24 protein-coding genes are annotated in these 25,961 nt (G+C 30.1%); 10 read left to right on the top strand and 14 right to left on the bottom strand.

Going from position 1 to position 25,961, the window contains the following annotated elements; all coding sequences use genetic code 11:
• Positions 1–7: 7 nt before the first annotated feature.
• Positions 8–1,216: a CinA family nicotinamide mononucleotide deamidase-related protein gene (locus X924_RS00615; protein WP_158245264.1), complete on the bottom strand. Its 1,209-nt coding sequence runs from the start codon at positions 1,214–1,216 to the stop codon at positions 8–10.
• Between the two features lie 199 nt (positions 1,217–1,415).
• On the opposite strand from X924_RS00615, the gene nth reads away from it, so the two are divergent.
• Positions 1,416–2,060: an endonuclease III gene (gene nth / locus X924_RS00610; protein WP_121957006.1), complete on the top strand. Its 645-nt coding sequence runs from the start codon at positions 1,416–1,418 to the stop codon at positions 2,058–2,060.
• Positions 2,061–2,062: 2 nt separating this feature from the next.
• Here nth and X924_RS00605 read toward each other — a convergent pair whose 3' ends face one another.
• Together X924_RS00605 and X924_RS00600 are read right to left on the bottom strand one after the other, a co-directional pair.
• Positions 2,063–3,175, bottom strand: coding sequence for an aldo/keto reductase (locus X924_RS00605; RefSeq protein ID WP_121957005.1), 1,113 nt, complete (start codon positions 3,173–3,175; stop codon positions 2,063–2,065).
• Positions 3,176–3,223: 48 nt separating this feature from the next.
• Positions 3,224–4,360: an aldo/keto reductase gene (locus tag X924_RS00600; RefSeq protein WP_121957004.1), complete on the bottom strand. Its 1,137-nt coding sequence runs from the start codon at positions 4,358–4,360 to the stop codon at positions 3,224–3,226.
• Positions 4,361–4,801: 441 nt separating this feature from the next.
• On the opposite strand from X924_RS00600, the gene X924_RS00595 reads away from it, so the two are divergent.
• From X924_RS00595 to X924_RS00575, 5 genes are all read left to right on the top strand, one after another.
• The gene (locus X924_RS00595; protein WP_121957003.1) at positions 4,802–5,938 is read left to right on the top strand and encodes a sodium ion-translocating decarboxylase subunit beta; all 1,137 of its coding nucleotides are present in this window, start codon (positions 4,802–4,804) and stop codon (positions 5,936–5,938) included.
• A 210-nt stretch (positions 5,939–6,148) separates the two neighbouring features.
• Positions 6,149–6,373: a ferredoxin family protein gene (locus X924_RS00590; protein ID WP_121957002.1), complete on the top strand. Its 225-nt coding sequence runs from the start codon at positions 6,149–6,151 to the stop codon at positions 6,371–6,373.
• Positions 6,366–7,523, top strand: a complete 1,158-nt coding sequence (locus tag X924_RS00585) for a 2-oxoacid:acceptor oxidoreductase subunit alpha (protein ID WP_121957001.1) — start codon at positions 6,366–6,368, stop codon at positions 7,521–7,523. Before X924_RS00590 ends, X924_RS00585 begins: the two co-directional genes overlap by 8 nt.
• Positions 7,524–7,528: 5 nt before the next feature.
• Complete coding sequence (locus X924_RS00580; RefSeq protein WP_146255651.1) at positions 7,529–8,359, top strand: hypothetical protein; 831 nt, start codon at positions 7,529–7,531, stop codon at positions 8,357–8,359.
• A gap of 28 nt (positions 8,360–8,387) precedes the next feature.
• A complete protein-coding gene (locus X924_RS00575; RefSeq protein ID WP_121956999.1) occupies positions 8,388–8,996 on the top strand; it encodes a GGDEF domain-containing protein in 609 nt (202 codons plus the stop codon).
• Between the two features lie 28 nt (positions 8,997–9,024).
• On the opposite strand, the gene X924_RS00570 is transcribed toward X924_RS00575, so the two are convergent.
• Positions 9,025–9,783, bottom strand: a complete 759-nt coding sequence (locus tag X924_RS00570; protein WP_121956998.1) for a ZIP family metal transporter — start codon at positions 9,781–9,783, stop codon at positions 9,025–9,027.
• A 506-nt stretch (positions 9,784–10,289) separates the two neighbouring features.
• Between X924_RS00570 and cysC the strand changes: the two genes are divergently transcribed.
• The 3 genes from cysC to X924_RS00555 all read left to right on the top strand — a co-directional run bounded on the left by cysC (position 10,290) and on the right by X924_RS00555 (position 12,689).
• Entirely contained in the window at positions 10,290–10,895 is a 606-nt protein-coding gene (cysC, locus tag X924_RS00565; protein WP_121956997.1) for an adenylyl-sulfate kinase, read from the top strand.
• Between the two features lie 37 nt (positions 10,896–10,932).
• Entirely contained in the window at positions 10,933–11,547 is a 615-nt protein-coding gene (locus X924_RS00560) for a DUF4897 domain-containing protein (RefSeq protein ID WP_158245263.1), read from the top strand.
• A 365-nt stretch (positions 11,548–11,912) separates the two neighbouring features.
• Positions 11,913–12,689 (top strand): hypothetical protein, encoded by a 777-nt coding sequence (locus tag X924_RS00555; protein WP_121956995.1) that lies wholly within the window; start codon positions 11,913–11,915, stop codon positions 12,687–12,689.
• Here the strand turns inward: X924_RS00555 and X924_RS00550 are convergent.
• The 9 genes from X924_RS00550 to X924_RS00510 all read right to left on the bottom strand — a co-directional run bounded on the left by X924_RS00550 (position 12,664) and on the right by X924_RS00510 (position 23,502).
• A complete protein-coding gene (locus X924_RS00550; RefSeq protein ID WP_158245262.1) occupies positions 12,664–13,434 on the bottom strand; it encodes a HemK/PrmC family methyltransferase in 771 nt (256 codons plus the stop codon). The genes X924_RS00555 and X924_RS00550 overlap by 26 nt on opposite strands.
• Before the next feature lie 53 nt (positions 13,435–13,487).
• Complete coding sequence (locus tag X924_RS00545; RefSeq protein ID WP_121956993.1) at positions 13,488–13,799, bottom strand: metal-sulfur cluster assembly factor; 312 nt, start codon at positions 13,797–13,799, stop codon at positions 13,488–13,490.
• 249 nt (positions 13,800–14,048) lie between these two features.
• On the bottom strand, positions 14,049–15,062 hold the full coding sequence (locus X924_RS00540) for a peptidyl-prolyl cis-trans isomerase (RefSeq protein ID WP_121956992.1): 1,014 nt from the start codon (positions 15,060–15,062) through the stop codon (positions 14,049–14,051).
• 475 nt (positions 15,063–15,537) lie between these two features.
• A complete protein-coding gene (locus tag X924_RS00535; protein ID WP_121956991.1) occupies positions 15,538–16,182 on the bottom strand; it encodes a ribonuclease HII in 645 nt (214 codons plus the stop codon).
• A gap of 28 nt (positions 16,183–16,210) precedes the next feature.
• Positions 16,211–17,161: an ABC transporter permease gene (locus X924_RS00530; protein WP_121956990.1), complete on the bottom strand. Its 951-nt coding sequence runs from the start codon at positions 17,159–17,161 to the stop codon at positions 16,211–16,213.
• Positions 17,158–18,255 carry an ABC transporter permease gene (locus X924_RS00525; RefSeq protein ID WP_121956989.1) on the bottom strand — a complete coding sequence of 366 codons (1,098 nt, stop codon included), beginning with the start codon at positions 18,253–18,255 and terminating at the stop codon, positions 17,158–17,160. Before X924_RS00525 ends, X924_RS00530 begins: the two co-directional genes overlap by 4 nt.
• Before the next feature lie 25 nt (positions 18,256–18,280).
• Positions 18,281–19,816, bottom strand: a complete 1,536-nt coding sequence (locus X924_RS00520; protein ID WP_121957164.1) for an ABC transporter ATP-binding protein — start codon at positions 19,814–19,816, stop codon at positions 18,281–18,283.
• Between the two features lie 477 nt (positions 19,817–20,293).
• Positions 20,294–21,394, bottom strand: a complete 1,101-nt coding sequence (locus tag X924_RS00515) for a BMP family protein (RefSeq protein ID WP_121956988.1) — start codon at positions 21,392–21,394, stop codon at positions 20,294–20,296.
• Between the two features lie 167 nt (positions 21,395–21,561).
• Positions 21,562–23,502, bottom strand: coding sequence for a hypothetical protein (locus tag X924_RS00510; RefSeq protein WP_121956987.1), 1,941 nt, complete (start codon positions 23,500–23,502; stop codon positions 21,562–21,564).
• A 460-nt stretch (positions 23,503–23,962) separates the two neighbouring features.
• On the opposite strand from X924_RS00510, the gene X924_RS00505 reads away from it, so the two are divergent.
• A complete protein-coding gene (locus X924_RS00505; RefSeq protein WP_121956986.1) occupies positions 23,963–24,946 on the top strand; it encodes a YncE family protein in 984 nt (327 codons plus the stop codon).
• Here X924_RS00505 and X924_RS00500 read toward each other — a convergent pair.
• The gene (locus tag X924_RS00500) at positions 24,927–25,952 is read right to left on the bottom strand and encodes a polysaccharide pyruvyl transferase family protein (protein WP_121956985.1); all 1,026 of its coding nucleotides are present in this window, start codon (positions 25,950–25,952) and stop codon (positions 24,927–24,929) included. The two genes, X924_RS00505 and X924_RS00500, sit on opposite strands and share 20 nt — an antisense overlap.
• Between the last annotated feature and the right edge of the window lie 9 nt (positions 25,953–25,961).

Genomic DNA, 25,961 nt, shown 5'->3' with positions numbered 1-25,961 from the left:
GTTTTATTTATTCGACCCTTCTAATTATACTCAAAACTTTCCATAATGCGAAATATGAAGCTCTTTTTCTAATATCTTCTCTGTTTCCCTGAAACAACATTTTTTCAATGTAAATTTTGTTTTTAAAATAAAATGAAAAATATACTGTTCCTACTGGTTTGTCTTTTGTTCCCCCTGAGGGCCCTGCTATTCCGCTCACAGCAACTCCAACATCACAATCCGTTAAATTTTTCAAACCTTTAACCATTTCAGTAACAGTTTGAGAGCTTACCGCACCATTCTCATTTAGGGTATTTTCACTTACATTTAGCAGTTTTATTTTTATCTTATTTGAATATGCAACTACAGAACCTTCAAAAGCTTTAGAAGAGCCAGGAACTGAAACAAAAATATCTGATATCATCCCTCCCGTACATGATTCGGCAAAAGAAATTTTTAGATTTTTAGATGTTAGTTCAGCGAGAAGTGTTTCTTCTAATCTTTCGTATCCTATAAAATACTCTGAAAATTTATCAAGAATATCTTTTAATATTGTGTCAAAAATTTTTTTATTTTCAAGTCTTATTCTCAAACTTGGTCCAATGTATTCTTCGATCTTTGTAGAATAGTCTACATTATCTAAAAAAGATGAAACTTCGTTCATAAATTCAGCTTCAGTTAAGCCATAGAAATATAATTTAAATTCATATTTTTTAGTATCTAAGTATTTAGACAACTCATCATAAATGTATGCATCAAAAATTGCTTTTGCTTCAGCAAAAGGTCCGGGCAACAAATAAATCATTTTACCATTTACAATCACTTTTTGACCAGGAGCACTTCCTACTGGATTAAGCAATATTTCAGCTGTTTTCAGAACATAAGCTTGTTTTTTTAAAATATCTAAGTATGTATTGGTTTTATTTTTATAATATTTTCGAATTTTTTCATACAAAGATTTATTAAATGACATTTCAATGCCTAAGATTTCTGAAACTGCTTGAACAGTCAAGTCATCTTTTGTTGGGCCTAATCCTCCTGTGGTGATAATTATATCGCTGATATTTAATGCGTCTTTCAAAGAATTTTCGATTAAAGTAATATCATCTTTTACGTTGATTATTTTCAGGGTTTCATGTCCTAATTCTTTTAACCTTTCGGCTAAATATTTTGAGTTTTTATCGAGGATTATTCCTTCTGTTAATTCATTTCCTGTTGCAATAATAGTTACTTTCAAAGAAGTCACTCCTGAAATATAATTTTGAAATCATAACAATTTTATCATATTTTTAGATATTGTTATTATTTTGTTTTGTTTGTTATTATATAATATATTCATAAAAACTTCAAAGTAGTTTTTATGAATATATTGATTTTAAATTTAATTGGATTATAAGAGCTACAATATTAAAGAAAACTTTTGTGAGAGGTAAAAAATGAAAAGAAACATAGTTGAAGAAGCCAAGAAAATCATAAAATTCTTTCCACGCGATATTTACGAAATAGATCCATATAAAGTATTGATTCAAACAGTTTTGTCTCAAAGAACTAAAGATGAAAATACCGAAAAAGCTTTTAAGGCCTTATTTTCAAAGTATAAAGATGTCAATGAAATATCAAAGTTAAATCCTCAAGAACTTTATAAATTAATTAAACCAGCTGGTATGTACAAACAAAAGAGTGAAAGAATAATTCAAATCTCAAAAATATTGGTTAATAAATATAATGCAAAGGTCCCAAATACATTGGAGGAACTTTTAACCCTTCCAGGTGTTGGTAGAAAAACTGCAAACATAGTATTATATGTATCTTTTGGAAAAGAAGCATTGGCAGTTGATACACACGTTCATAGAATATCAAATAGGTTAGGATGGGTAAAAACCAAATCACCTGAAGAAACAGAAAAAGCATTGATGAAGATATTACCCCCTAATCTGTGGGGGCCAATAAACGGATCAATGGTTTCTTTTGGCCAAAAAATATGTCGCCCGATCTCTCCAAAATGTTCTATTTGTATATTAAACGAGATATGTGCTTTTAATATTTCAAAGAGTAAATTAGATAGACAAAATAATAGATAGAATCAATAGATTTCTCCCTTTCCAAGTTTGAAGTCTACTAATCTAAGTTTATCTATTATTTTAATATCATAAGGGCATCTTTCTTCACACAAACCACATTTTGTGCAATCTTTAAAGGTCTTGTTTAGCGTAGAATAAGCTTTTATAGCTTCATCCTGATTTCCGAACCAAAAAGCCAATCTTTCTCTGAGTGCGTAATCAGGAGCTTCATGAGGTTCATAATCTCTCATTTGACGATCATACCAACCTTCATATTCAAAAATTTTCATAATATCTATATTTTCTGGACAAGGTAGGCACTTTCCACATTGTCTACAAACATAAGTTCCTAATTCTGGTGCTTTGAAGTAGAGATTATCTATGGATTTTTTTAGCATAGGTTTAAAATTTTTAGCTATTTTTATATCTTTTAAAAGTATATCTTCTGAATTTGCCCCAACAACCATAACATCCAAATCTTGAGATAAAGCAAAATTTAAGGCGTCATCAAAATATCTATACAAATAACCGTCAGCAACAGATTTCATACCAACTACTCCCATATTTTTTGATCTAACATATGGAAGGAATTCATTGTAGGTTGAAGGGAAATTAAAGATATCTAGATAATTAAACTGTGTCATTACAACATCCAATTCAACTGTTTTTATAAGTTGAAATGCATAATCACATAATCCATGCACAGAAACTCCTAAAGCTCTTATTTTACCTTCTTTCTTTGCCTTCATAAAATAATCTAAAGCTGAAGATTTATTTAATAAAAGGTCTAAATCTTCTTTTTTTGTTACATGATGAATAAATAGGATATCAAGATAATCAGTATTAAGATTTTTTAATGTTCTTTCCAAATAAAATTGTGCTTGTTTTTCATCTCTTGCATGACATTTACTTGCAAGTATCACTTGGTTTCTTCTTCCATTCAAAGCATAAGCCATTTTTTTCTCGGATTCCCCATCTCCGTATTCCGCAGCTGTTTCTACGTAATTTCCCCCGGCTTGTAAATAAATGTTCATTAACTTACTTACGTATTCTTGTGAGATTTCAAGCATATGAAAGCCACCCAAGCCTAAAATTGAAACTTCAAAACCAGTCTTACCTAAAAGTCTTTTATTCACTTCACCCACCTTCCTTTCAATGATTAAAGTATAAAACTGTTTTTTTAATTATGCACTTAAAACTTTTCTTGATTCTTTTAATAATTCTCTGATTGGTAGATGTTGAGGGCATTCTTTTTCACAATCTCCGCATTCTTCACATTTAGAAGCATCAGCACCTATTTTAATGAGAGAATTGTATCTTTCTTTTGCTTCTTCAAAATTGTCAAAAATATAAGCTTCATTGTATATATTGAAAATTGTTGGAATAAAAATTCCATTTTTACAAGGCATACAATAGTTACATCCTGTACAATTCACTTTCGATTTAGAACTATATGTTTGCCTAACTTTTTCAATAGTGTTAAGTTCAATTTGACTCAAAGAATTAGATAAAGCATCCGTTGCAGCAGTAATATTTTCTTTTACTTGCTCCATTGTAGACATACCACTTAAAACAACAGATACTTCTGGATGATTCCAAACCCATCTTAAAGCCCAATATGCCGGGCTTTTAGCTGGATTTAGCTTTTTAAATATTTCATTTGCTTCTTTTGGAAGCTTATTAGCTAATTTTCCTCCTCGTAGCGGCTCCATAATTACTACACCAAGCCCTTTTTTATAGGCGTATTTTAGACCGGCAATTCCGGCTTGATAATGCACATCAAGATAATTGTATTGAATTTGGCAAAAGTCCCAATCATAATAATCAACAATTTCTTTAAATGTTTTGAAATCGTCATGGAAAGAAAAACCTGCGTATTTAATTTTTCCTTTTCTTTTCATTTCATCAAAGAATCTTTGGAAATCTAATTTTTTAATTTTCTCCCAGCGTTCTTTGTCAATAGAGTGAAGCAAATACATATCCACATATTGTACATCAAGTTTTTTTAATTGTTCGTCTAAAAAAGTTTCAAAATCTTCGTATTTGTTTACTAACCAAACTGGACTTTTTGTTGCCAGGTAAACTTTTTCTCTGTAACCGTCTTTTAAAGCTTTACCAACTACGTACTCACTGTTACCACCATGGTAAGGATACGCAGTGTCTATATAATTTACACCTTTTTCAATGGCGTATCTTAACATTTCGATTGTCAATTTTTCATTAATTTCATTAGGGTTATTATTTAAAATTGGAAATCTCATGCAGCCAAATCCTAAAGTTGAAATCTTGATATTAGTTTTGCCGAAATTTCTATAGTTCAAAGACATCACTCCTTAAAATGATTTATAAATATTTTACATTAATAGTTTAAAAAACAAACTAATAATATTATACAAAAAAAATTGAAAAATTGAAAGAAAAGCGTATTTTTACGATTAAGGATTTAAAGTATATGATATAATAAAAATAATAGTCAAATATTGTATGAGGCTCTTCAAGGTAACAAATTATATTTACTAAAAATTATTAAACATCTTAGAAATGATAATTTTCTAAAAACAAGCTTTTAAATGTAAAGTGGGTCTAGGGTAGAGCCCTTTTTCTTCTTTTTCGTTAAATGGAGCGAATCAATAGAAGCGGCGACTTATATGGGTGTTTCCAGACAAAAAAGTATTTTTGGAAAAATTAAATGCTAAAACATATATAAAATGCAAATTTTAGAATTTCCAAATTTAGTAAAAATCATAAACAGGAGGAATTAAATGCAATTATCTGATTTACTTTCTTTTTTTACTAATTCTGGATTTGCAAATATTATGTGGTCTCAAATATTCATGATCGTCTTGGGATTAGGAATTATTTATATAGCTATAGCTAAGCATGCTGAACCACTTTTATTGATTCCATTAGGATTTGGTATGATAATGGCTAATTTGCCTCCCGAGATGACAGGAATACTTTTAGCTCCACAAAATGGTCAACCTGGTGGATTATTATGGTATATAAAGCAAGGAATGGAACTTGGTATTTATCCTCCTCTGATCTTCTTAGGGATAGGTGCTTTAACAGATTTTTCATATCTAATAGCTGATCCTAAGCTTCTTATCTTAGGTGGAGCTGCGCAAGTAGGAATATTTGTTACCTTTATTATCGCTAATCTTATGGGATTTGATCTTCGTGCAGCAGCTGCTATTTCAATTATAGGTGGAGCAGACGGGCCTACTTCCATCTATTTAGCTTCAAGGTTTTCTCCGGAATTGCTTTCTGTTATTGCGGTTGCTGCTTATTCATATATTGCTTTTATCCCCATTTTACAGCCTTTTATATCCAAGCTATTAACTACTAAAAGAGAAAGAAAGATTAGAATGAAAAGAATGAGAAATGTAAGTAAACGTGAAAGAATTATTTTTCCTTTATTAACAACCATATTAGTTTCTTTGATAGTTCCACAAGCGTTACCTTTGGTAGGAATGTTAATGTTGGGGAATTTGTTAAAAGAGTCTGGTTTAACCGCAAGATTAGCAGAAGCTGCCTCAAGATTTATTTCTGATACTGTTACTATATTGTTGATGTTATCTGTAGGAGCTTCTGCAACTGCTGATATATTTTTATCTTGGAGTACTTTAAAGATCATTTTATTAGGAGCAGTCGCTTTTGTCGCTTCGCTTGCAAGTGGAATAATCTTCGCAAAAACAATGAATATATTTTCTAAAGAAAAAATAAATCCTTTAATTGGTGCGGCTGGTGTTTCTGCGGTACCTGATTCAGCAAGAGTAGCTCAACAGATTGCCCAAGATAGCGACCCGGGAAATTTTATATTAATGCATGCGATGGGACCAAATGTTGCAGGTGTAATTGGTTCAGCAATAGTAGCTGGAATATTTTTAAGCATTCTTTAAAATAGTACTTTGAATTTATAACGGGTTCAGGACGGAGCTCTTTCCCCTCTCCTTAGCTACTCGTAGCGAAAAAGTTAAAGAAATTCATATTTTGCAAGGATTAGAGTTGAGGAGGTAATTTTGAAAAAACTAAGATTCAAAACATTTATAGAATCGGAGTTTCATAATTTCTAAAGTGGGTAATATCTTTTTTTAAAGGAGGTCTATGAATTGCAGTCAACTAAGAGGTTATTTAAAGTATATATAAACTATCGTTATTGTAAAAAATGTGGAATATGTTCTTGGATTTGCCCTGTTAATGCAATTATAGAAGAAGAATTTGGAAAACCCGTAGTTCCAGATTTCACAAAATGTACAGGATGTTTACAATGTGAAAGAATGTGTCCTGATTTTGCTATAAATGTAACAGAATTTCGAGGTGAATCTAATGGGTAAAATGCTTTTTTTGCAGGGTAATGAAGCAGTAGGAATGGCTGCTATAAAGGCGGGGTGTCGTTTTTTTGCTGGTTATCCAATAACTCCTTCCACAGAGATTGCAGAATATATGGCAAGAGAACTTCCTAAAGTTGGAGGTACTTTTATCCAAATGGAAGATGAATTAGGAAGTGCTGCTGCAATAATAGGTGCATCACTTGCTGGAGTTAAATCAATGACAGCTACAAGTGGTCCAGGTTTTTCTTTAATGCAGGAAGCTTTAGGATATGCTATAATGACTGAAATTCCTTGTGTTTTTGTAGATGTCATGAGAGGTGGACCAAGTACAGGTCTCCCAACTTCGCCTTCTCAAGGAGATATAATGCAAATTAGATGGGGTACTCACGGAGATCATCAAATAATCGCACTGTATCCTTCTACTGTAGAAGAAGTTTACATTTATACCATCACAGCTTTCAATTACGCAGAAATTTATAGAACCCCAGTAATTTTAGCTATGGATGAAACCTTAGCTCACATGAGAGAAAATGTTTATATAGACTATGAAAAAGAGAATCCTAAAGTTGTTGAGAGATTAAAAGAAAGTGAGATTGGAGAAGAGGAATTGTTCTTACCTTTTGAATTGAATGACCAATACTCAGTAAATCCCTTAGTAGAAATGGGGAAAACGCGGTTTCATGTGTCAGGTTTGACACACGATGAAAGCGGGTTTCCTATAAGGGATCCTAATATTATTGCAAAGGTAATAGAACATCTTGATTCTAAAATTCGACTTTCTACACAGGAGATATCTATTTATAATGAATATATGTTGCAAGATGCACAAATTGTTATCGTTGCTTTTGGTAGTGTTGCTAGGAGTGCTTTAAGGGCAGTTAAACAAGCAAGATCGGATAAAATACCCGTGGGACTTTTTAAGCCTATCACAATTTGGCCTATGCCAACATCAAGACTTAAAATGATTTTTAGGGATGCACAAATTATTATTGTTCCAGAAATGAATACAGGTCAATATGCCAGAGAGATGTCTAAATTAAATAAAATGAATAGGCATGTCGAATCTTTAACTAAAACTACAGGAGAATTAATAACGCCGGAGGAGATTTTAGATATAGTTATGAAAATGTGGGTGCAAATAACGGAGATGTGATTAATATGATTTCAATTCCTAAAAAATACGAAAGAAATATTAAAAGGTCATATATTAATCCTGGCGTGACTCTTTTGATTGAAAATTTTACAAAAGACTTTATATTTAATTTTGAAGTTAACATATCAATACATAGAAAACCAGAGTTAGTTCCGGAAACGTTGTATAAATTTATAAAAATTTGTAATTCTTTCGAAATATTTGAAATTAAAGATATTAAGGAAGTTGAAGAGATTGCGGATCAGAGTATTGAAATCAGATTCCCTAAAAAAATAAAAGGAGTATATGTTGATTACGACACATTACTAAAAGAAGAGTCTTTTTTCATTTACAAAATTTTAAAAAAAGCAGATTCTTTAATAGGTCTTGTATTAACAAACATTCTTTTAGATTCTGCCTATATGGATAGTGTATTTAGAACTTCTAAGATAATCTTAGAAAAAGTATATAAACCAAAAACATCTATAGATGAAATGATATATGCAGTAATGGTTGGCATAACAGGAGGATTTGCTGGTAATTTTAACAGAGTTATATTGTTTAGAGAAGATGAAGAATTTTTTAAGGTACAAAGGGCGATTGGCCCGGCTGATGAAGTAGAAGCGCACCGAATTTATGAGTCTTTTGAAACTTTAGAAAGCAATATAATTCCTTATTTAAATAATTACAAAATTGGGAAAATGTTCTTTTCGAACTTAGAGGAGAAAATCAAGGATATCAAAATAATCAAAGAAAAATTTATGAAAAATAAACTTTTAAAATCGGCTATCAGTTTTAATAAAACGATTAAGCTACCAACAAGTCAACTTAGATCAATATATAGTAGACTCTTTTGATTTAAGGGGAGAGATAGCTTTTTCTCCGATGAATATAAGTGAAGGAAACCTTGCTTTCTATCTGTGCGATAATAGATACAATGCCAAGCCAATAACAGATGTACAATTAGAGATCTTAGATTATTTTGCCAAACAAAGTGCGTTAATTTGGCAGAATAAAGTATTTATGAATATTTTAAAGGAAGAAGCTGAACTGGATACCCTCACAAAAGTCGGAAACAGAAGGAGTTATGAAAAATATATATCATCTTTGACATATTTAAAAAACATGAAAATAGCTTTTGCATTTATTGATATAGATAATTTCAAAGAGATAAACGATAGGTTTGGTCATGAAAATGGAGACAAGATATTAAAAGAACTTTCACAAATTATGATTAATAACTTTAGAAAAAGCGATAAAATTTTTCGTTATGGTGGAGATGAATTTATAATAATCCTATCGAATATTTCAAAAGAAAATGCAATAAAAGTATTAGGTCGTTTAAAGAACGTTTTTTTTGAAAAAACAGGTTGTACGTTGTCTGTAGGGATAAGTTTTGGAAATAGCAATGAAATATATTCACTTTTTTTAAAAGCAGATGAAAATTTGTACAAAGCTAAAAAAGAAGGTAAGAACAATATATTTTATGTTTAATTTGATAAAACATTTGGGATTTTTGAAATTATCCCAGCATGACATCAAGAATAAGCATTATAAGAAATCCACCAATTAATGAAAAGGTTGCAGCTCTTTCATTTGAATGAGAATGTGTTTCTGGTATTATTTCATCACTTATTACATAAAGCATAGCGCCAGCTGCGAAGGATAAGAAAAAAGGCAGAGCCGGTTTCATTAAAACAACTAAAGAAGCACCTAATAGTCCACCAAGTGGTTCTACCAAACCTGTTAGAAAAGTCCAAAAGAAGCTTTGCTTGGCGTTGTAATTAGCTTTAATTAGAGAAAATGCCGTTGCGGTTCCTTCTGGAATGTTTTGTAAGCCGATTGCTATTGCCACAGTGATTCCATTTGCTATCATGCCTCCTCCAAAACTAACGCCTACAGCCATTCCTTCTGGAAAGTTATGAAGTGCGATGGCAATAACAAAAAGCCAAATTCTTTTCAATTGTATAAGTTCTGGGCCTTCTTTTCCTTTGAGGAAGTGTTCATGAGGGGAAAAGTAATCTATTAAATCAATGACAATAGCCCCTACTAAAATACCGATAATGGTTATAAATACACCGCCTGTATCTATTGCTGGAACAATGAGTGAAAACATAGTAGCTGCAAGCATTACACCCGCAGCAAATCCTAATAGAATGTCCATTTGTTTTTCTGTCATTTGTTTTTTTAAAAATAAGACAGGAATTGCACCTATTGTAGTTGCCAAGCCAGCTATAAGACTCGAAAAGACACCTAAAAACCATATTTGACTATTATCCATATTTGTAAGCCTCCAGATTTTTGATATTATCGATTTTTTCAACAAAATATTATATAGAGCGAATTTTTATATAAGGTTACAAGTAAACTAATTTTATTTTTTAATAAAAATTTTGAAAATATATATTTTGTGATTTTTTGATACTTAACGTTTGTAAAAATTTTTAAATTAATAAATGTCAGTAATTTTTGGTATAATATACTTTGATTATTTTTACAATAGTTTTTCAAAGCAACAGATTTTCTATCAAAGGGGATTTAATTTTATTTTATTATTTTAGAAATGAAAATTTTCAGAAAATAAGTTTTTGAATTTAAAATGGGTTCAGGGCGGAGTCCAGCTCCCTTTCTTTGCTACAAGTACCGAAAAAGTTAAAAGAATTAAGAATTAGTAAAGATTAGATCTATGGAGGTATTTTTGAAAAAATTTAAAACTAAAATAATGACAAAATGTAAGTTTTAAAATTTCTAAAGTGGGTATAAAATATTTATAGTGGAGGTAAACAAGTGGAAAGGAAAAAAAGTGAAAACGTTGTTTGGCATGAAGGTAAGATAAAAAAAGAAGATAGAGAGAGATTTTTAAGACAAAAAGGAGTAATTTTATGGTTAACAGGTTTATCAGGGTCGGGAAAATCTACGATTGCGCATGAGTTGGAATATAGATTATTGAATATGGGGCATCTTGCATATGTTTTAGATGGAGACAATATTAGGCACGGTTTAAATGGAGATCTCGGTTTTTCACCACAAGACAGAGAAGAAAATATAAGAAGAATCGGTGAAGTTGCAAAACTGTTCGCAGATCTTGGAATTATTGCGATAACTGCTTTTATATCTCCATATAAGAAAGATAGACAAAGAGTTCGTTCCCTTGTAAAAGAAGACGAATTTGTAGAAATATATGTTAAATGTTCCATCGATGTGTTGAAGCAACGTGATACAAAAGGTATGTACGAAAAGGCGTTAAGAGGTGAAATAAAAGAGTTTACAGGTGTTTCTGCTCCGTATGAAGAACCAGAAAATCCGGAATTGGTATTGAATACAGAAAAAGAGTCTGTTGAAGAATCTGTTAACAAAGTTTTAGAGTATTTAAAAAATAAAAAAATAATATGATTTTGGTGCATTTTTGAAAAAAATGGGAGGAATTTTAATGGCTCAAAATGATAAACAAAAGAGAAGTAATAATTTTAATTTTATAATCATTACTTTGATTTTTTTTATAGGGTTAGGTATATTTCAATTTTTTATGTATAGAAATCTTAGTCCAAACTTTCAAGTTCTTTCCAGAGAAGTGATATTTGATATTCATGAAGATCTAACGGTAGATTTTTCTACAAAGGTTAATATTAGGACAGAAAAAGAAAATGATTTTAATACATTATTAGCTGGATTCAATACTCCTGATGAAGAAAAAGCGCGGCTTTTCCAAGATACTTTGAATAAGCTGAAAGAGCAAATTCCAAGAGATTTTGTTGTGATATCTTATGTCTCTACTATAAATTCAAATTTTCCTAACATTACTGTTGATGAAACTGTTACGTTAAAAGGGTTCGTTGTGGAAAAAGAAGATGGAGTTATTGAATTTTCTCTACCAAATCAGCTTTTAAGTGCAGAAAATGAGCGTGTCAATGTTACTATTCATTATCCAAATAGTTGGGAAGTTGTGAGTGTAAATCCAAATCCAACATACATTGAACAAAACGTTATTGGATATTCTCATACTGGTTCTTTAAATTATCCAACTATACAATTTTACAAAAATTAACAGATTAAATCGCCAATTGGAGAAATATTAGCTTTAAAACAAAGATTTTCTAAAAGATAAGTTTTTGAAGTTAAAGTGAGGTTATTGTGGAACCCTATTTCTTTTTTTCGCTACACATAGTGAAGAAGTTAAAGAAACTCATAGTTAATAAGTATTAGATAGGGACTTTAGAAATGATAATCTTTAGAAAATAAGTTTTTGAATTTAAAATGGGTTCAGGACACAGCCTTTTCCCGATTCCTTGGCTGCAAGTACCGAAAAAGGTAAAGAAATTAGGAATTAATAAGGATTAGAAGTAAGGAGGTATTTTGTAAAAGAATCAACGCTAAAATAATAAGTATTTTGGGATTTCTAAGGAGGATACGATGGTATTATTGTATCTGTTAGTTTTGGTTTCAATAGTAATTTCTTTAATAAACATCTTTTTTTTATTTAAGTTTATAAATTTTGTCCAAGAAAATCAAAACGAAAAACAAAAAGATATTACCGAAGAAGGAAATATCTTTTTGGCTCGTTTTCAAAAAATTACTTCAACAAGATTGAGAGCTTTAGATAACAAAATGGAATTAGTTGACCAATTATTGAAAGACTTGGATGATGCATATGCTAAAACATTTTCCCTTCTTTCAGATCTTGAAAATAAATTAAATGAAATAAAAATGCAAAAAGTTAATGATCAGATTTATAATAAGAAACCAGAAGCTTTAAAAAAAGAAAGTAACGATAAAATAGAATCTGATTATAATGACAAAATTGAGGAAAATAAGTTAACACAGAAAAGAGTTTATGAGCTTTCAAGAGAATTAGGACTTGCAAGTAAAGAGTTAATAGAATTAGTAAACAAAAGAACTTCTTTAAACATTAACAACCATATGGAAAAGGTAGCTTTAGAAGATGAAAAAATTATAAGAGAAATTGTAGCAAATAAAGATTTAATTAAAGAGGAAAATAAAACAAACTCTCCTAATTTGGGATTCAATTTGGTAAAGGATAATACAACTAATTATCCCAAAAAAGATAGAATAGTAGAGTTACATAAAAAAGGATTATCACCTCAAGAAATAGGTAAAGAATTAAAAATCGGTATAGGAGAAGTAATGCTTGTTTTAAATTTGTTTAATGCGGAGGAAAAACAAGGATAAACCTTTCTTTTCCAAAAGAATCTGGTAATTTATATGTTTTCCCAATTTTTGAAAGTATAAAGGCGGTTTTTTCTATATTGAATTCAGTTGTTTCAAAGATCATGACCTTATCTTTTAAAATATCTGAATATCTTAGTAGTTCTCTAAAAAAATTTTGTCCATCTTGACCCCCATCTAATGCAATACGCGGTTCGTATTTTAAAAACGATGTTTTTTCAATAAAATTTGTTTCTACGTAAGGTGGATTTGAAATTATTAACTCTATTTTGTCAATATTATCCAAAATAGAATCTAAATAGCTTCCTAATGCAAATTCTATGGAAACATCTAATTTGGAAGCATTTAATTTTGCTACTTTCAATGCTTGTGAAGAAATATCAGTTGCCCATACATTAACTTCAGGAAGAGATTTTTTAATCGAAATTGCTATTGCTCCAGAACCTGTTCCAATGTCGGCGACCGTTTTTATGTTGTATTCATTTATTAGATTTAAAGTTAATAAAACAAGGTCCTCTGTTTCTATTCTCGGAATAAGTACATCTTCGTTAACATAAAATTCGTTCCCTAAAAAAACGGCTTTGTTTGTTAAATATTCTAAAGGATAATCTTCTAAAAAATATTTTTTTACTTTTTTTGCAACATCTTCTTCTACAATAATATTGTTAATATCCTTTTTTGATAGATAAAATGTTAAATCTCTATCCTCTAATTTTGATAAAATTTTTAAAACAGAAAAGGGAGACAAATTCTTATCCCCCTTTATTTTTATTATCAATTCTCCTAATTTCATTTTCCACATCACAATCCCAATAAATTTTTGACCTCTTCACTTGCTATATTTGGATCCCATGGTGGATCGAAAGTAACCTCTATTTCTACTTCATTGACATCTTTAATCTGCTTAACTTTTTCTTTAGCTGTGTCAATTATCAAACCTCCCAAGGGACACATCGGAGTTGTTAAAGTCATTAAAATATGAACATTATTATTAGAATCTACCTCAACATTATATACTAATCCTAAAGAAACAATATCAAATCCTATTTCTAAATCATAGACTTCCTTCAAAGCGTTAATTACTTCATCTTTATTAATATTAGATTGACTCATTATAAACCTCCTTTAAGAACAATTTTCATATTAACTTTAAAAACTACAAAGCTCAAATTCTATAAATATTTGACGTTTAGTTTTTTCAAAAACATTGCTACAGTTCTAATGCTCACCAATTATCTATTTTTTTAACTCCTTAGGTACTTTTACCGAGAGAGGGACAGGGTTGTACCCTGAACCCCGTTATAAATTTAAAATATTATTTTAAAAATCCTTATTCTAAAGTCTCTAAAATATTCTTATAACTTATAATCCAAAGAGTAAAGCATTTATTATTATAGTAGAAGAATCTTGAAATGTTTTAAATTCTTCCGGTAAAGTCTTATCAAAATATTCTTTAGCTTTGTTATCTTTTAAATTATAGATAATTAACTCTCGAACTTCTTCAAGGCTTAACTGTCTTGAAGGATATTTTCTTTCAATTTTTACTAAAGCATAAGAATTATCTTCTTTATCGTATAAGACAGGTCCAAATATGAATCCCGGGGGATTATTTTTTATAGTTTGAACCAAAGGATCCGAACTATCTTCAAGGTTCAAAGTAACAGAAGTAGAAGATAGATTTTGGTTAAATACCTCATCAAAAGTATAATATCCTTCTATTATTCGATTGTATGTAAAAGATGCTTCATTAGAATTTGAAAATCGGATTATCTTTAATTCTGCAGAAGGAGGAGACATGTATTTTGACTGATTACTTTGATATTCTTGTAATATTTCTTCCTCGGTTACAGAAATTTGATCCATTACCTTAAAATATAGTTCAGCTACCGCACTGTCATACAAAACTAAATAGAAAGTATCTTCCAAATAGTTGGCTTTTGATGTATACCCTAATGCTAATAAATAATCTTCAATTTCTTCATCTGCAATGCCTGCTTCTTTAAATACATTTGCAAAAGTTCTATTAATACTATTCATAGTTTCCTCTCTTTTTAGATCTATACCTTTTTGTTCCACAAATTGTATAAAAAGTATCTGATTCGTAAGCTTTATTGCTTGATCAAGTAAATATGTGTTTAATAAATCTATACCTGCATCTGTATTAGTTAAAACAGTATAGAAATCAGGATAAGCACGGCTTAGATCTGACAATATATAAATTATCTGAGATCTTGAATTCAAAACTTCAACATTTACTTTTTCCCCGTTTACTAAAGCAACTACATTATAGTCTAAATTATTATATATAATTTCACTGAAAAAAACAGTCGAAAAACTTATTATTAAAATCAACAAAATCATAATTTTTCGTGACATGTAAAAAACCTCCTGATATAAAATAATCACTCACTTTAGAAATTTTAAAACTTAGGTTTTGTCAATATTTTGGTATTAAATTCATTCAAAAATACCTCCCTGCTTCTAATCCTTATTAATTACTAATTTTTTTATCTTTTTCGGTACTTGTAGCCAATGAATGGGGAGAAGGCTGTGCCCTTAACCCATTTTAAATTCAAATGCTTATTTTCTGAAGATTATCGTTTCTAAAATTCATATTTTATAAATATTTTAGCGTTTAATTTTTATAAAATACCTCCATAACTATAATCCTTATTGGCTATTAAATTTTTTAACTTTTTGGTACCTGTACCGAAAAGTAGGAGCAATGGCTCCGACCTAAACCCATTTTAAATTCAAAAACTTATTTTCTCAATATTATCATTTCTAAAGTTCCTATAAAATAATTTATTTAAAGGTACTAAAAAAGAACATTTTGTTTGACTTGATTGACTTAATCTTTGATTATTCCTTGTCTTATAAAAGTTTTAATAGGGTCGAAAGTGACCCTATGCTCTTTAATTATACCATATCTTTTTATATTTTCTACGTGTTTTTTAGTAGGATATCCTTTGTTATTGGCAAAATCATAATAAGGATATATCTCGTGCAATTTTTGCATATATAAATCTCTTTCATATTTTGCAATAATAGATGCAGCACCTATTAAACTAGATATTTGATCGCCTTTTACTATACATTTATATGGATAAGGAATTTTGAAATAGTTACCATCAATGATTGTAAAGACTTCATCATTATCATTGTTATTATTATCAAAAATAATTCGACTAATTAGCTTTATCATAGTATTTTCAGTTGCCTTAAAGATATTAACCTCATCTATATTTTTAGAACTTGCATAGTTACTAAAATGTTTAAAGTTACGAATAATTTGAAAATATCTTTTTTCTCTTTCTTTAGGGGTTAAAGATTTTGAATCTTTACCAATTTTTGATAAAAGTAACATTTCACTTTCGGATTCTACCAAAACAGCACCTACGAACACAGGCCCTGCTAAAGGACCTCTACCAGACTCGTCTATACCTATCAATCTTTTATATTTTTTTAAATAATCTTTTTCTATAAGTTCTTGCATCTTTATACACCTTCAAAAATTATACTTCTTATTCTTTTTCATATGGTACACCATCTGCTGCAGGAGCCCTTGTTTTTCCTACAAATCCACCAACAACTATGATAGTTAAAACAAAAGGTAATAGATTTAGCAAAGCTTTTATTTCAGATGGAAGATCCATAAGAGTTTGGAGTTGAATGTTCATAGCTTCAGCAGCTCCAAATAGTATTGAAGCCCACATTGCTCCAATAGGATTCCAATTTCCCAGAATCATAGCAGCTAAAGCGATGAATCCTTTCCCTGCAGGCATTTGTTCTTGAAATTGACCTATATCTCCTAATGCTAAGTACATACCACCTAAGGAAGCTAAAACTCCACTCATCAAAACTCCAAAGTATCTTATTCCCTTAACGTTAATTCCCAGTGTATCTGCTGCTCGAGGATTTTCTCCGACTGATCGCATTCTTAAACCCAGTGGAGTTTTATATATCAAAAACCATGAACCTATAATAACAACTATAGCAATATAAAAAAAAGCACTAATTTCCCCAAAAATTTCTCCCAAAAAAGGGATATTTTTTATTGCATCTATTTTAACGGTAGGAATCTTTGTGACAAAATCGGATTGCCCTTCTTGACCAAAGACCGGCTTCATCAAAAATCCTACAACCCCTTGAGCTATTAATATAAGAGCTGTGGCAGATACAATTTGATTTGCAGACCATTCAATAGAAACATAGGCATGCAAGAAAGCTAAAATTAAACCGCTGAGCATTCCTAAAAATAATCCAACCCAAGGATTTCCTGTTAAAAAAGTAAACGCAACAGCTGTAAACGCGCCTAATTTCATAATACCTTCTAAAGCAATATTTGTAACTCCTGTTATTTCACTAAAAACACCACCAATTGCAGAAAATACTAAAGGTAGAGCTGAAAGTATCGTTAATTTATAAAATAAAGGAGAAGCAAATGCGGAAAATATAGCTTCAAGCCAAGTCATGCTTCTTCACCACCTTCAATATTTTCTATAGTTTTCTTCTTTCCTATATTAGAAATTTTTATTATCCATGTTTTTATAATTCTATCAGCAGCAACAAAAAATATTATAATACCCTGTATAACAACAATAATGTCATCAGGAACTCCTATGGTTTGCATAGCATTGGAACCTGCTCTTAAAGATGAAATAAGAAATGCTGAAAAAATAATGCCAATAGGATTATTTTGTCCAATCAAAGCTATGGTTATACCATCAAATCCTCTATCGCTTGTAAAAGCGCCGAAAATTCTATGGTGTACACACATTACTTCTAAAGCTCCTGCTAAACCTGCTAAAGCGCCAGAAATTGCCATTGTTAATACAATATTTTTGCTTATGGAAATACCTCCATATTCGGCAGCATAAGGGTTGAAACCGACAGCTTTAACCTCGTAACCAGTGGTAGTTTTTTCTAAAATAATGTAGATAACTATTGCTGCTGCAATCGCTATTATTATTCCAGAAGGAATACTTGAAGCTTGAACTGTCAATAGTGGGGGGAGTTGTGCACTTTTAGCTATTTCTGGGGACTTTGGAACACCAGCTCCAACAGCGAAAGGCCCAGAAACCAAGTAATTTGTTATATGATATGCTATCCAATTAAGCATAATAGTAGTTATAACTTCATGAGCCCCTGTTTTTGCTTTTAACCAACCTGCGATTGAAGCCCAAAAAGCTCCACCAGCCATACCTGCAAGGATAGTGATAGGTATTGCAATTGCAGGAGGAACATTCCCCAAACCCAATCCGACTGTAACTGCCATAATGCCTCCCATTGCCATTTGTCCTTCTGCTCCTATGTTAAAAACACCAGCTCTAAAACCGAATCCTACTGCTAACCCTGCAAGCAAAAGACTTGTCATCTTAGTAATGTTATCTGCCCAAGATAGCCGACTTCCAAAAGCTCCTTCTATCATAGCGCTATAAGCTTTTATAGGATTTTGACCAATAGATAAAATTATAATAGCAGCTATTACTAAAGATAGTAATATAGCTAAAAGCGGTACCAAAAATGATATCCAACGACTTTTTAAAATAGATGAATTAGAAGCCATAAAATAAACCTCCCATCTTTATGGATTATACATTTTTCAATTCTTTTGCTTCTTCTAAAAGTATAACTTCTTCTAAAGATTTGCCGGCCATCATGAGTCCAATATCTTCAATTGTTAAATCACCATTTTTAAACTCTCCCATAGATTTGCCTTCATACATTACAATTATTCTATCAGATAAAGACAAAATCTCCTCTAATTCCATTGAAATCAACAAAATGCCAACTCCATTTTGTCTCAAATTTATAAGTTCTTTGTGTACATACTCAATTGCACCTACATCTAAACCTCTTGTGGGCTGAGATACAACTATGAATTTCGGAGAAGCCCCAATTTCTCGTGCGATGATGATTTTTTGTTGATTTCCTCCCGAGAGGTTTCCACTTGCTATATCAATTTCAGGAGGCCTTACATCAAATTTTTTAACAAGAGATTTAGAAAATTTCCTTATTTCGTCGTATTTAAGAAATCCTCTTTCAGCAAAAGGATATTTATAGTGTAGCCCTAATATAAGATTAAAATAATTAGGAAAAGGAGAAATTAATCCCATTTTTTGCCTATCTTCAGGGATGTGACCCACACCTAATTCTCTTAATTCTTGTACAGATAAATTTGTTGCATCTATGTCCATAAATAAATATTTTCCTTTTTCTATTTTTCTTAGCCCAGTTAAAGCTTCTGCAAGTTCAGTTTGACCATTTCCTGCTACACCTGCGACTCCGAGAATTTCTCCTTCTTTTACAGTAAAAGATAATCCTTTTACTGCGTCAAGCTTTCTATTATCTTTAACCCATATATTTTCTACTTCTACTAAAACTTTCCCGCTTTCTTTTTCAGGACGCTCTACACTTAATACTACTTCTCTTCCTACCATCATTTTCGCTAATTCTTTTTCGTTAGTTTCAGAGGTTTTGACATTACCAGTAACTTTTCCGAGCCTCATAACGGTTATATAATCACTAATTTCGAGCACTTCTTTTAGCTTATGACTTATAAAAATTATAGTTTTACCATCATTTTTCAAGGCTTTTAAAATTTCAAACAATTCTTGTGTTTCCTGAGGAGTTAAAACTGCAGTAGGTTCATCCAGAATTAATATATCTGCTCCTCTGTAAAGAGTCTTTATAATTTCTACCCTTTGTTGCATTCCTACCGGGATATCTTCAATTTTTGAATCTACATCTACCTTTAATCCATATTTTTCGGATAATTCCTTTACTTCTTTTTTTGCCTTTTTTATATCAAAAAGGATAAATTTCTTTGGTTCTGTTCCTAAAACAACATTTTCTGCGACCGTCATATTTTCTACTAACATGAAATGTTGATGGACCATACCTATACCAACTTTTATAGCGTCTGAAGGCCCTTTGATTTCTGCTTTTTTACCAAATATATAAATTTCTCCGCTTGTTGGCTGATACAAACCATATAATTGATTCATCAGCGTAGTTTTTCCCGCGCCGTTTTCGCCTATCAAAGCATGTATTTCTCCTTTTTTAACTTTAAAGTTAACCTTATCATTAGCGATAACTTTTGGGAATATTTTGGTAATTTCTTTCATATATACAGCGTATTCTGTTAAATTTTCAGAAATAATTTTACTTTCATCTGGCACTATGCTTTCCTCCTTTCTTTGAATTAATACTCACTTTAGAAATTTTAAAACTTAGGTTTTATTAATATTTTAGTTTTAAATTTACTTAAAAATACATCCATAACTTTAATCCTTACTAAATCTGAATTTCTTTACTCTTTTCGGTACTTTTAGTCAGGAAGTGGGGAAAGCTTCGCCTCGGATCCATTTTAAATTCCAACGCTTATTTTTAGAAAATCTTCATTTCTAAAGTACCTATTGAATAAATATTGTGAACAGATATTCGGTCTTATCGCCTTTATAATTGTTTATTGAATAAATCACATAAACACAATAAACTAAATAATAAAATATAAATAGACAATTTTTATACTTAGAAAATAGAATAGAAATAAATTCATAAAGAGGCGGGTTTATCCCGCCTCTTTTAGTTAAATGGGATTTTTAGAACGGGAATTTTATGTTGCTTGCATCAAAGACTCCAAGCTCCGTCTCGCTCGATGGAATATTTATAGAGCCTTCTTTTGCTAATTTTTCCAAATAAGCTAACTCCGCAATTACGTTGTTAGGAACTAAACCTTTAGTATATTTCATAGGAGATATTCCCACACCATCATCTGCTATACCCAAATTGTTGTGTCCCGCTTGGAAGAATCTTGCTGACATAGCTGAATTTATTCCTTCAAAAGTTGCAACATCAATTTTCTTTGTGATACTCAGTAAAACGTAACCAGGGGCCATATAATCTTGGTCAACATCTACACCAATTGCGAAATATCCTCTTCCTTTTGTAAAATATGCATCTATCACTTTTTCAAGAGGTGCATTCGCAGGTAATCCATAAAATGACATGCCTCTTTCTTTTGCAGCATCAATTACTCCATTTCCAGTTGCTCCGGCACAAGCGAATACAATATCTGCTCCATTATCGTATTGAGACAGTGTTAATTGTTTACCTTTTGCGGGATCTTCAAACCCACCTGCATAGCCAATTATTACTTGAACATTGGTACCATGAAGTTGATTATAAGCCCTAACACCAGCTCTATAACCGATTTCGTATCTTTTAACGGGCGGGATTTCTAATCCACCAACAAATCCGATTTTTCCAGTTTTTGTCATAGCTGCTGCAACATAACCACCTAAAAATCCAGCTTCATGTTCTTTAAATGTATATAATGCTAAGTTGTTGGGAACAACTTGACCAGGTGATGGTTCGATATCTATACCAATAAAGAAAACGTTCGGAAATTGAGCAGCTACGTTGAACAAAGCGTCTGCCATCATAAATCCGACACCTATTACAACATCACTTGATTTTGCGGCATTTGTTAGGTTTGGAACGTAATCTGTTTGCTCTTTTGAAATTATTAGTTCTCCTTGAACATTGGCGAGTTTTTCTACTGCCATTGTTACACCAGCCCAAGCACCGTCATTAAAGGATTTATCTCCAAGACCACCGACATCTGTTACCATGGTTACTTTTAAAGCAAAACTACTTACAACCATTAAACTTATTAAAGCTAATAACAAAAGTTTCTTCATACTTTCCTACCTCCTTTTGTGGAATTTTTATTCACTTTAGAGATTCCAAAATCCTTATTATATATGTGTTTTAGAGTTGATTTTTTTACAAAATACCTTTCCAATTGGGGATAACCAATTTGGTTATCTACGCGTGAATTTTTTTTAACTCAAGGCAGTAAATTGAATTATTTATTAGAATTAGAAAATAATTTTAATTTTAATAATAGAAGGGTAGTTATTACCAACATACATAAACCATAAAAAAGATTTATAGAATAGTTATAAGTAAATACTGTTGGGAATCCACTCTGGCTGATTACTTCAATAAAGGGAAGCTTAATAAAACTCAACAAACTTGTGACATACATTGCTAACAGAGAAATGTATTTTATAACTTTTTCTTTAAATACAACAAAAAAAGCAAAAGATAAAAAGAATAAAACCATTATTTTGGTTCCAAAAGATGTGTTATAAGGATTTAAATTTATTTTGTTTACTTTATCAACATTGTAAAATGTGTTTATTTGAGGTAATAAAGGGTCAATAAGATCAGTTTTTTTCAAAATTGATTCTGAATTAGTTTTTACCAGATATTCGAATTCATGGTCAGAAAATTTAATAACATTTGAAATATCGTTTTTTATATTATCAAGTTCATTTTGGATTCTTTTTAATCTTTGTTCTGAAGATTTTACGAAATTGGATATTTCTTTAGCGAAATTATTCGGAATAAAAGTATAAATTCCTTGCTTATTGATTTTTAAACCATTTCTATTAGTTTGTATGTTAGTGCCTTGAACATTCACTTGCGCTTGCAACAAAATCTCGTTTCTTAAAGAATTATTAAGGAAATTGCCGAGAGAAATTTTGTAAAAGGTTTCAGCAGAAGAATATTCGCTACCTAATAAAGAGGTTAAATTTTCCAGAGATCTATTCAAAGGTGAGTGCGGATAAAGGAGAATATCATTTAAAAGTTGGTTTTGAAACGATGATAAATGAAATTCCGGATTTTCTTTCATCAAAAGATCAAAAGAGTAATATGAAGGGATAAATAGCATTAAAAAGGTTAAAACAACTAAACTTAAATTAACGACTTTTTCTAAAAAGCTCACCTTTTTGCTAAAGCTTTTAAAGAAAATCACTGCTAAAAATATAAATATAAATACAATAACGAAACTTCCGTATATAAAAGAAGAAATAGTATCTTTAATAGGGTTGTAAAAAGTTATAATGTAAAAATATTCAGCTAAAAATATGCCTAAACCAATAAGCCATGTAAACTTTCTAAAAAGTGAAAAAGCTAATAATAAAAGTACTCCGTATGCAATATATCGTAAAAAAGAAAGATTTGTATTATGTTTTCCTTCGTTTATAAATATTTGTATTAATTGTTGAGTTTGATTTTGTGTTTGTTGAAGAAGCGGTCGAACGAATCTATAAGAAAGATTATCAATAGCAAATTGTAATTGTCTTCCTGATATATTAGATTGAATGAGAGACATAATTCCTTCTTCTAAACTTTCTTTGTTTTCTTCGATGATTTTATTAAACTCTTCGTTAGGTTCACCGTTATATATATAAAATTTTGTGTCTGATATTTGTAAATTAGAGTCGAAACGTTGAATATCAGTATAAGGAGCATCATCAACAATTCCCAGTGAATATATAATAACGTTTCCAAAGTAGGTTAATGCTTCGTTTTCTAATGACCGAGTATAGTTTTGTATTGTCGTGAAATAGGCCGGAAGAGATCTTATCATTTCAGTTGTCATTGATTGCCCAGAAAGATCGGATTGAATGTAAGCTAAGAAACCTGCCAACGCTAATTTTTCTTCTATTGTTTCAAATTCATCTTGAATATTATTAAATATTTGAGAAAGATAGGTTTGAATATTGGTGGGTCTATCTATATATTCGGCACTACCAATCATTTGAGTTCTATAAAACCTGTATAATCCTAAATTATTAAGTTCTATGAAAAATGCTTCGAATTCTTGATTTTCGAAATTTCTTTCTTCATAAGAGTTGATGAAAGAAGTGTATACTTCTTTTACCTTCTCTAAATCTAAGCTGAATATAGATAATGAAAAAGTTACAACAACTATGAGAATAATTGTTTTCTTCATGTTTCTCCTCCATTCATTATTAAGAATAAAAATAAAAAGTAAATGTTTAAATCAAGAAACTACTTTATTCATCTCATCTTATTATTAGTTATTATATCATTTTTTCATTAGTACTGCAATTATTAATTAGAGGTGTTTAAAAACTTTTAAATTAAATTAAGTCAAAATAACTTCATTTATCTATAATTTTTGTATTTTTGCATCAAAATAATTACTTTTTAAGTATTTAAGTTGTCTAATTTAAACAAATTTAATTTATAAAAATTTTTGAATTTATTTTTAATTTGTTATAATAAGTTTATGCAGGCTTCTCTAAAGTGAAATTATCGACTTAAAGTATGCTTTTACTTTTAAGATATTAAAAAGATAGTTTTCAAAAGCCTATAAAAATTAGTTGAGGGAGAGATTAAAAATTCAAAAAAAAGTCTTTGTTACATTTTCTTTTATTGGATGCTTCTTAATGATGTTGGTAGCAGAAGATGTATTTGTTGAAATTGCTAATTTAGATATAGGTAAACGTGCTTTTCATATAGATACTGTTAGAAATTATGCAATAGTTGCAGATTACGAAGGAACAGTACATTTTATAGATATTTTTACATTGGAAAAGTCAGAGTTTTTTGAGGCTATTATACCTATGGGAGGAACATATGACGGAGAATTTTTTTATGTCATCGATAACTATAGAAAAGAAATATTAAAAATAAAAAATAATAAAATTGTCTCCAAGTTGATTTTGGATGCAAAACCAGTGAATATTAAATTAATAAATGATGAAATTTACGTTGTTGCAACAGATCCTGACAAATTTTTTCTTATTGATAAAAATATGTACATAAAAAGATCTATTGAATTACCTGTTAATAGTCCTATTATAAGAAATATTGGGACACAGGTTTTTATACCTATGTTCAGTAATTACAAAAACGGTATTTTTTTGACGGATCTTTTATTTTTACTTCCTCATAATAACACCTATATTGTTAATTATAATAAAATAAACAATCCAATTGATATAGTAGGTTTTCAGGGAGTAACATATATAGTTTCTTATTATGACGGAAATCTTTATAAAAATGAGTTTAGAAATCAGCCGAAAGTCGCTCAATTTGGAAAATATACTACAAATTTAGAATTGTATAAAGAAAATATAGTTGGTAATTCTTTAATGGGAGGTGTCTATTTTTATAACATCTCTTCAGGAAAAACAGAAATTATTTTAGAAGATGTTCCTATTAGTGATATAGCTGTTTCCCCTAACGGAGAGTATTTGTATGCTATATCTCATATAGAAAATAAACTTTATGTGATTAACGAAAAAAGTATTTATCAAACTTTAGAAACAGGTATCTATCCAATAGATGTGGAAACTCCAGACGATAATATAATTTTAGTTCTTTGTACAGACTCAGAGAAACTTCAAGTTATAAGACGTTTTGAATAAGATTTTTAATTTCGTGAACAGTTTGTAATATTTTTTCTCTATAAATATTAGAAAGGTTTTTAAAATCATAGTTAAGATATTCTATATCATAGTAAGAAGAAGGTATTTCGTAAGTGTTTTTGTAAAAGAATTGATAATCATCTTTTATATTCTTTATAACTCTTTTGTTTTTTATGTTATTATAAGTTATAGTTTTAGATTCGAAATAAATTCCTGTTAATGAACTGTGTAATCTATCTGATATAACGATTTTTGACTGAGAAATTTCTTCTACTATTTTTTCTGAACTTTTGAATGGAAAATCTGCTTTTATCTTTGTTTTTTTTCTAACTTTTTCTACAAGTTCATAGTTTCTTAAGGCATCTTGGTTAGCATTTATGACCAAAGTAGAAAGAGAATAATTGCTAAAAGTTGAGAGAAAATCAGTTAAGAGTTCTAAATCATGGTTTTCCTTCAAGCATACAGAAATTTTATTGACTTTTTTGATTTCAATTTTAGGGAAACAATAAGATCCAATATCCACACCTAATTTAATATTTTTATTGATTTTTTTTGCGTATTTATAAGAGGATTTATCTCTTAACACACCGTATAACTTAGAATAGCTAAGTAAGCTTTTCAATTTTTTTAGTTCGTAACTTTGTTTGAAAGATCCAAATCCTTGGGATAGTAACAAGATTTTTTTGTTTTGTTTTTTTGCAAAATTTGCTATATAATAATAATACATGAAACTTCTCAAAGAAGTTTCCGATTGAAAAAGGTTTCCTCCTCCAAAAACTATTAAATCAGAGTTTTTTATTGTTTTTCGTATTTCTGGTAGACTAAAACGTGAAACTTTCTGTATATTGAATGTATAGTTTGTAGGAAGGTCGGGAAGGTTTTCTACGGGTATAAATATAATACCGTCGAATTTTATTTCTTCAAATATTTTTAAAAAGCTTTTTAATAAAAGATCATCTCCATAATTTCCGTATCCATAGTAGCCTACTAAAAAGATTTTTTTCATTTATTTTTC

The organism is Petrotoga sp. 9PWA.NaAc.5.4, from assembly GCF_002895485.1.
Taxonomy (GTDB): domain Bacteria; phylum Thermotogota; class Thermotogae; order Petrotogales; family Petrotogaceae; genus AZRK01.
Note: the sequence above shows the minus strand (reverse complement) of the source record. Positions and strands in the feature narration are given on the sequence as shown.

Coding starts and splice junctions, on each gene's coding strand:
- nth (WP_121957006.1), top strand. CDS start 1,416: ATGAAAAGAAACATAGTTGAAGAAGCCAAGAAAATCATAAAATTCTTT.
- X924_RS00595 (WP_121957003.1), top strand. CDS start 4,802: ATGCAATTATCTGATTTACTTTCTTTTTTTACTAATTCTGGATTTGCA.
- X924_RS00585 (WP_121957001.1), top strand. CDS start 6,366: ATGGGTAAAATGCTTTTTTTGCAGGGTAATGAAGCAGTAGGAATGGCT.
- X924_RS00580 (WP_146255651.1), top strand. CDS start 7,529: ATGATTTCAATTCCTAAAAAATACGAAAGAAATATTAAAAGGTCATAT.
- X924_RS00575 (WP_121956999.1), top strand. CDS start 8,388: ATGAATATAAGTGAAGGAAACCTTGCTTTCTATCTGTGCGATAATAGA.
- X924_RS00570 (WP_121956998.1), bottom strand. CDS start 9,783: ATGGATAATAGTCAAATATGGTTTTTAGGTGTCTTTTCGAGTCTTATA.
- X924_RS00560 (WP_158245263.1), top strand. CDS start 10,933: ATGGCTCAAAATGATAAACAAAAGAGAAGTAATAATTTTAATTTTATA.
- X924_RS00555 (WP_121956995.1), top strand. CDS start 11,913: ATGGTATTATTGTATCTGTTAGTTTTGGTTTCAATAGTAATTTCTTTA.
- X924_RS00545 (WP_121956993.1), bottom strand. CDS start 13,799: ATGAGTCAATCTAATATTAATAAAGATGAAGTAATTAACGCTTTGAAG.
- X924_RS00540 (WP_121956992.1), bottom strand. CDS start 15,062: ATGTCACGAAAAATTATGATTTTGTTGATTTTAATAATAAGTTTTTCG.
- X924_RS00535 (WP_121956991.1), bottom strand. CDS start 16,182: ATGCAAGAACTTATAGAAAAAGATTATTTAAAAAAATATAAAAGATTG.
- X924_RS00530 (WP_121956990.1), bottom strand. CDS start 17,161: ATGACTTGGCTTGAAGCTATATTTTCCGCATTTGCTTCTCCTTTATTT.
- X924_RS00525 (WP_121956989.1), bottom strand. CDS start 18,255: ATGGCTTCTAATTCATCTATTTTAAAAAGTCGTTGGATATCATTTTTG.
- X924_RS00520 (WP_121957164.1), bottom strand. CDS start 19,816: ATGAAAGAAATTACCAAAATATTCCCAAAAGTTATCGCTAATGATAAG.
- X924_RS00515 (WP_121956988.1), bottom strand. CDS start 21,394: ATGAAGAAACTTTTGTTATTAGCTTTAATAAGTTTAATGGTTGTAAGT.
- X924_RS00510 (WP_121956987.1), bottom strand. CDS start 23,502: ATGAAGAAAACAATTATTCTCATAGTTGTTGTAACTTTTTCATTATCT.
- X924_RS00505 (WP_121956986.1), top strand. CDS start 23,963: ATGATGTTGGTAGCAGAAGATGTATTTGTTGAAATTGCTAATTTAGAT.
- X924_RS00500 (WP_121956985.1), bottom strand. CDS start 25,952: ATGAAAAAAATCTTTTTAGTAGGCTACTATGGATACGGAAATTATGGA.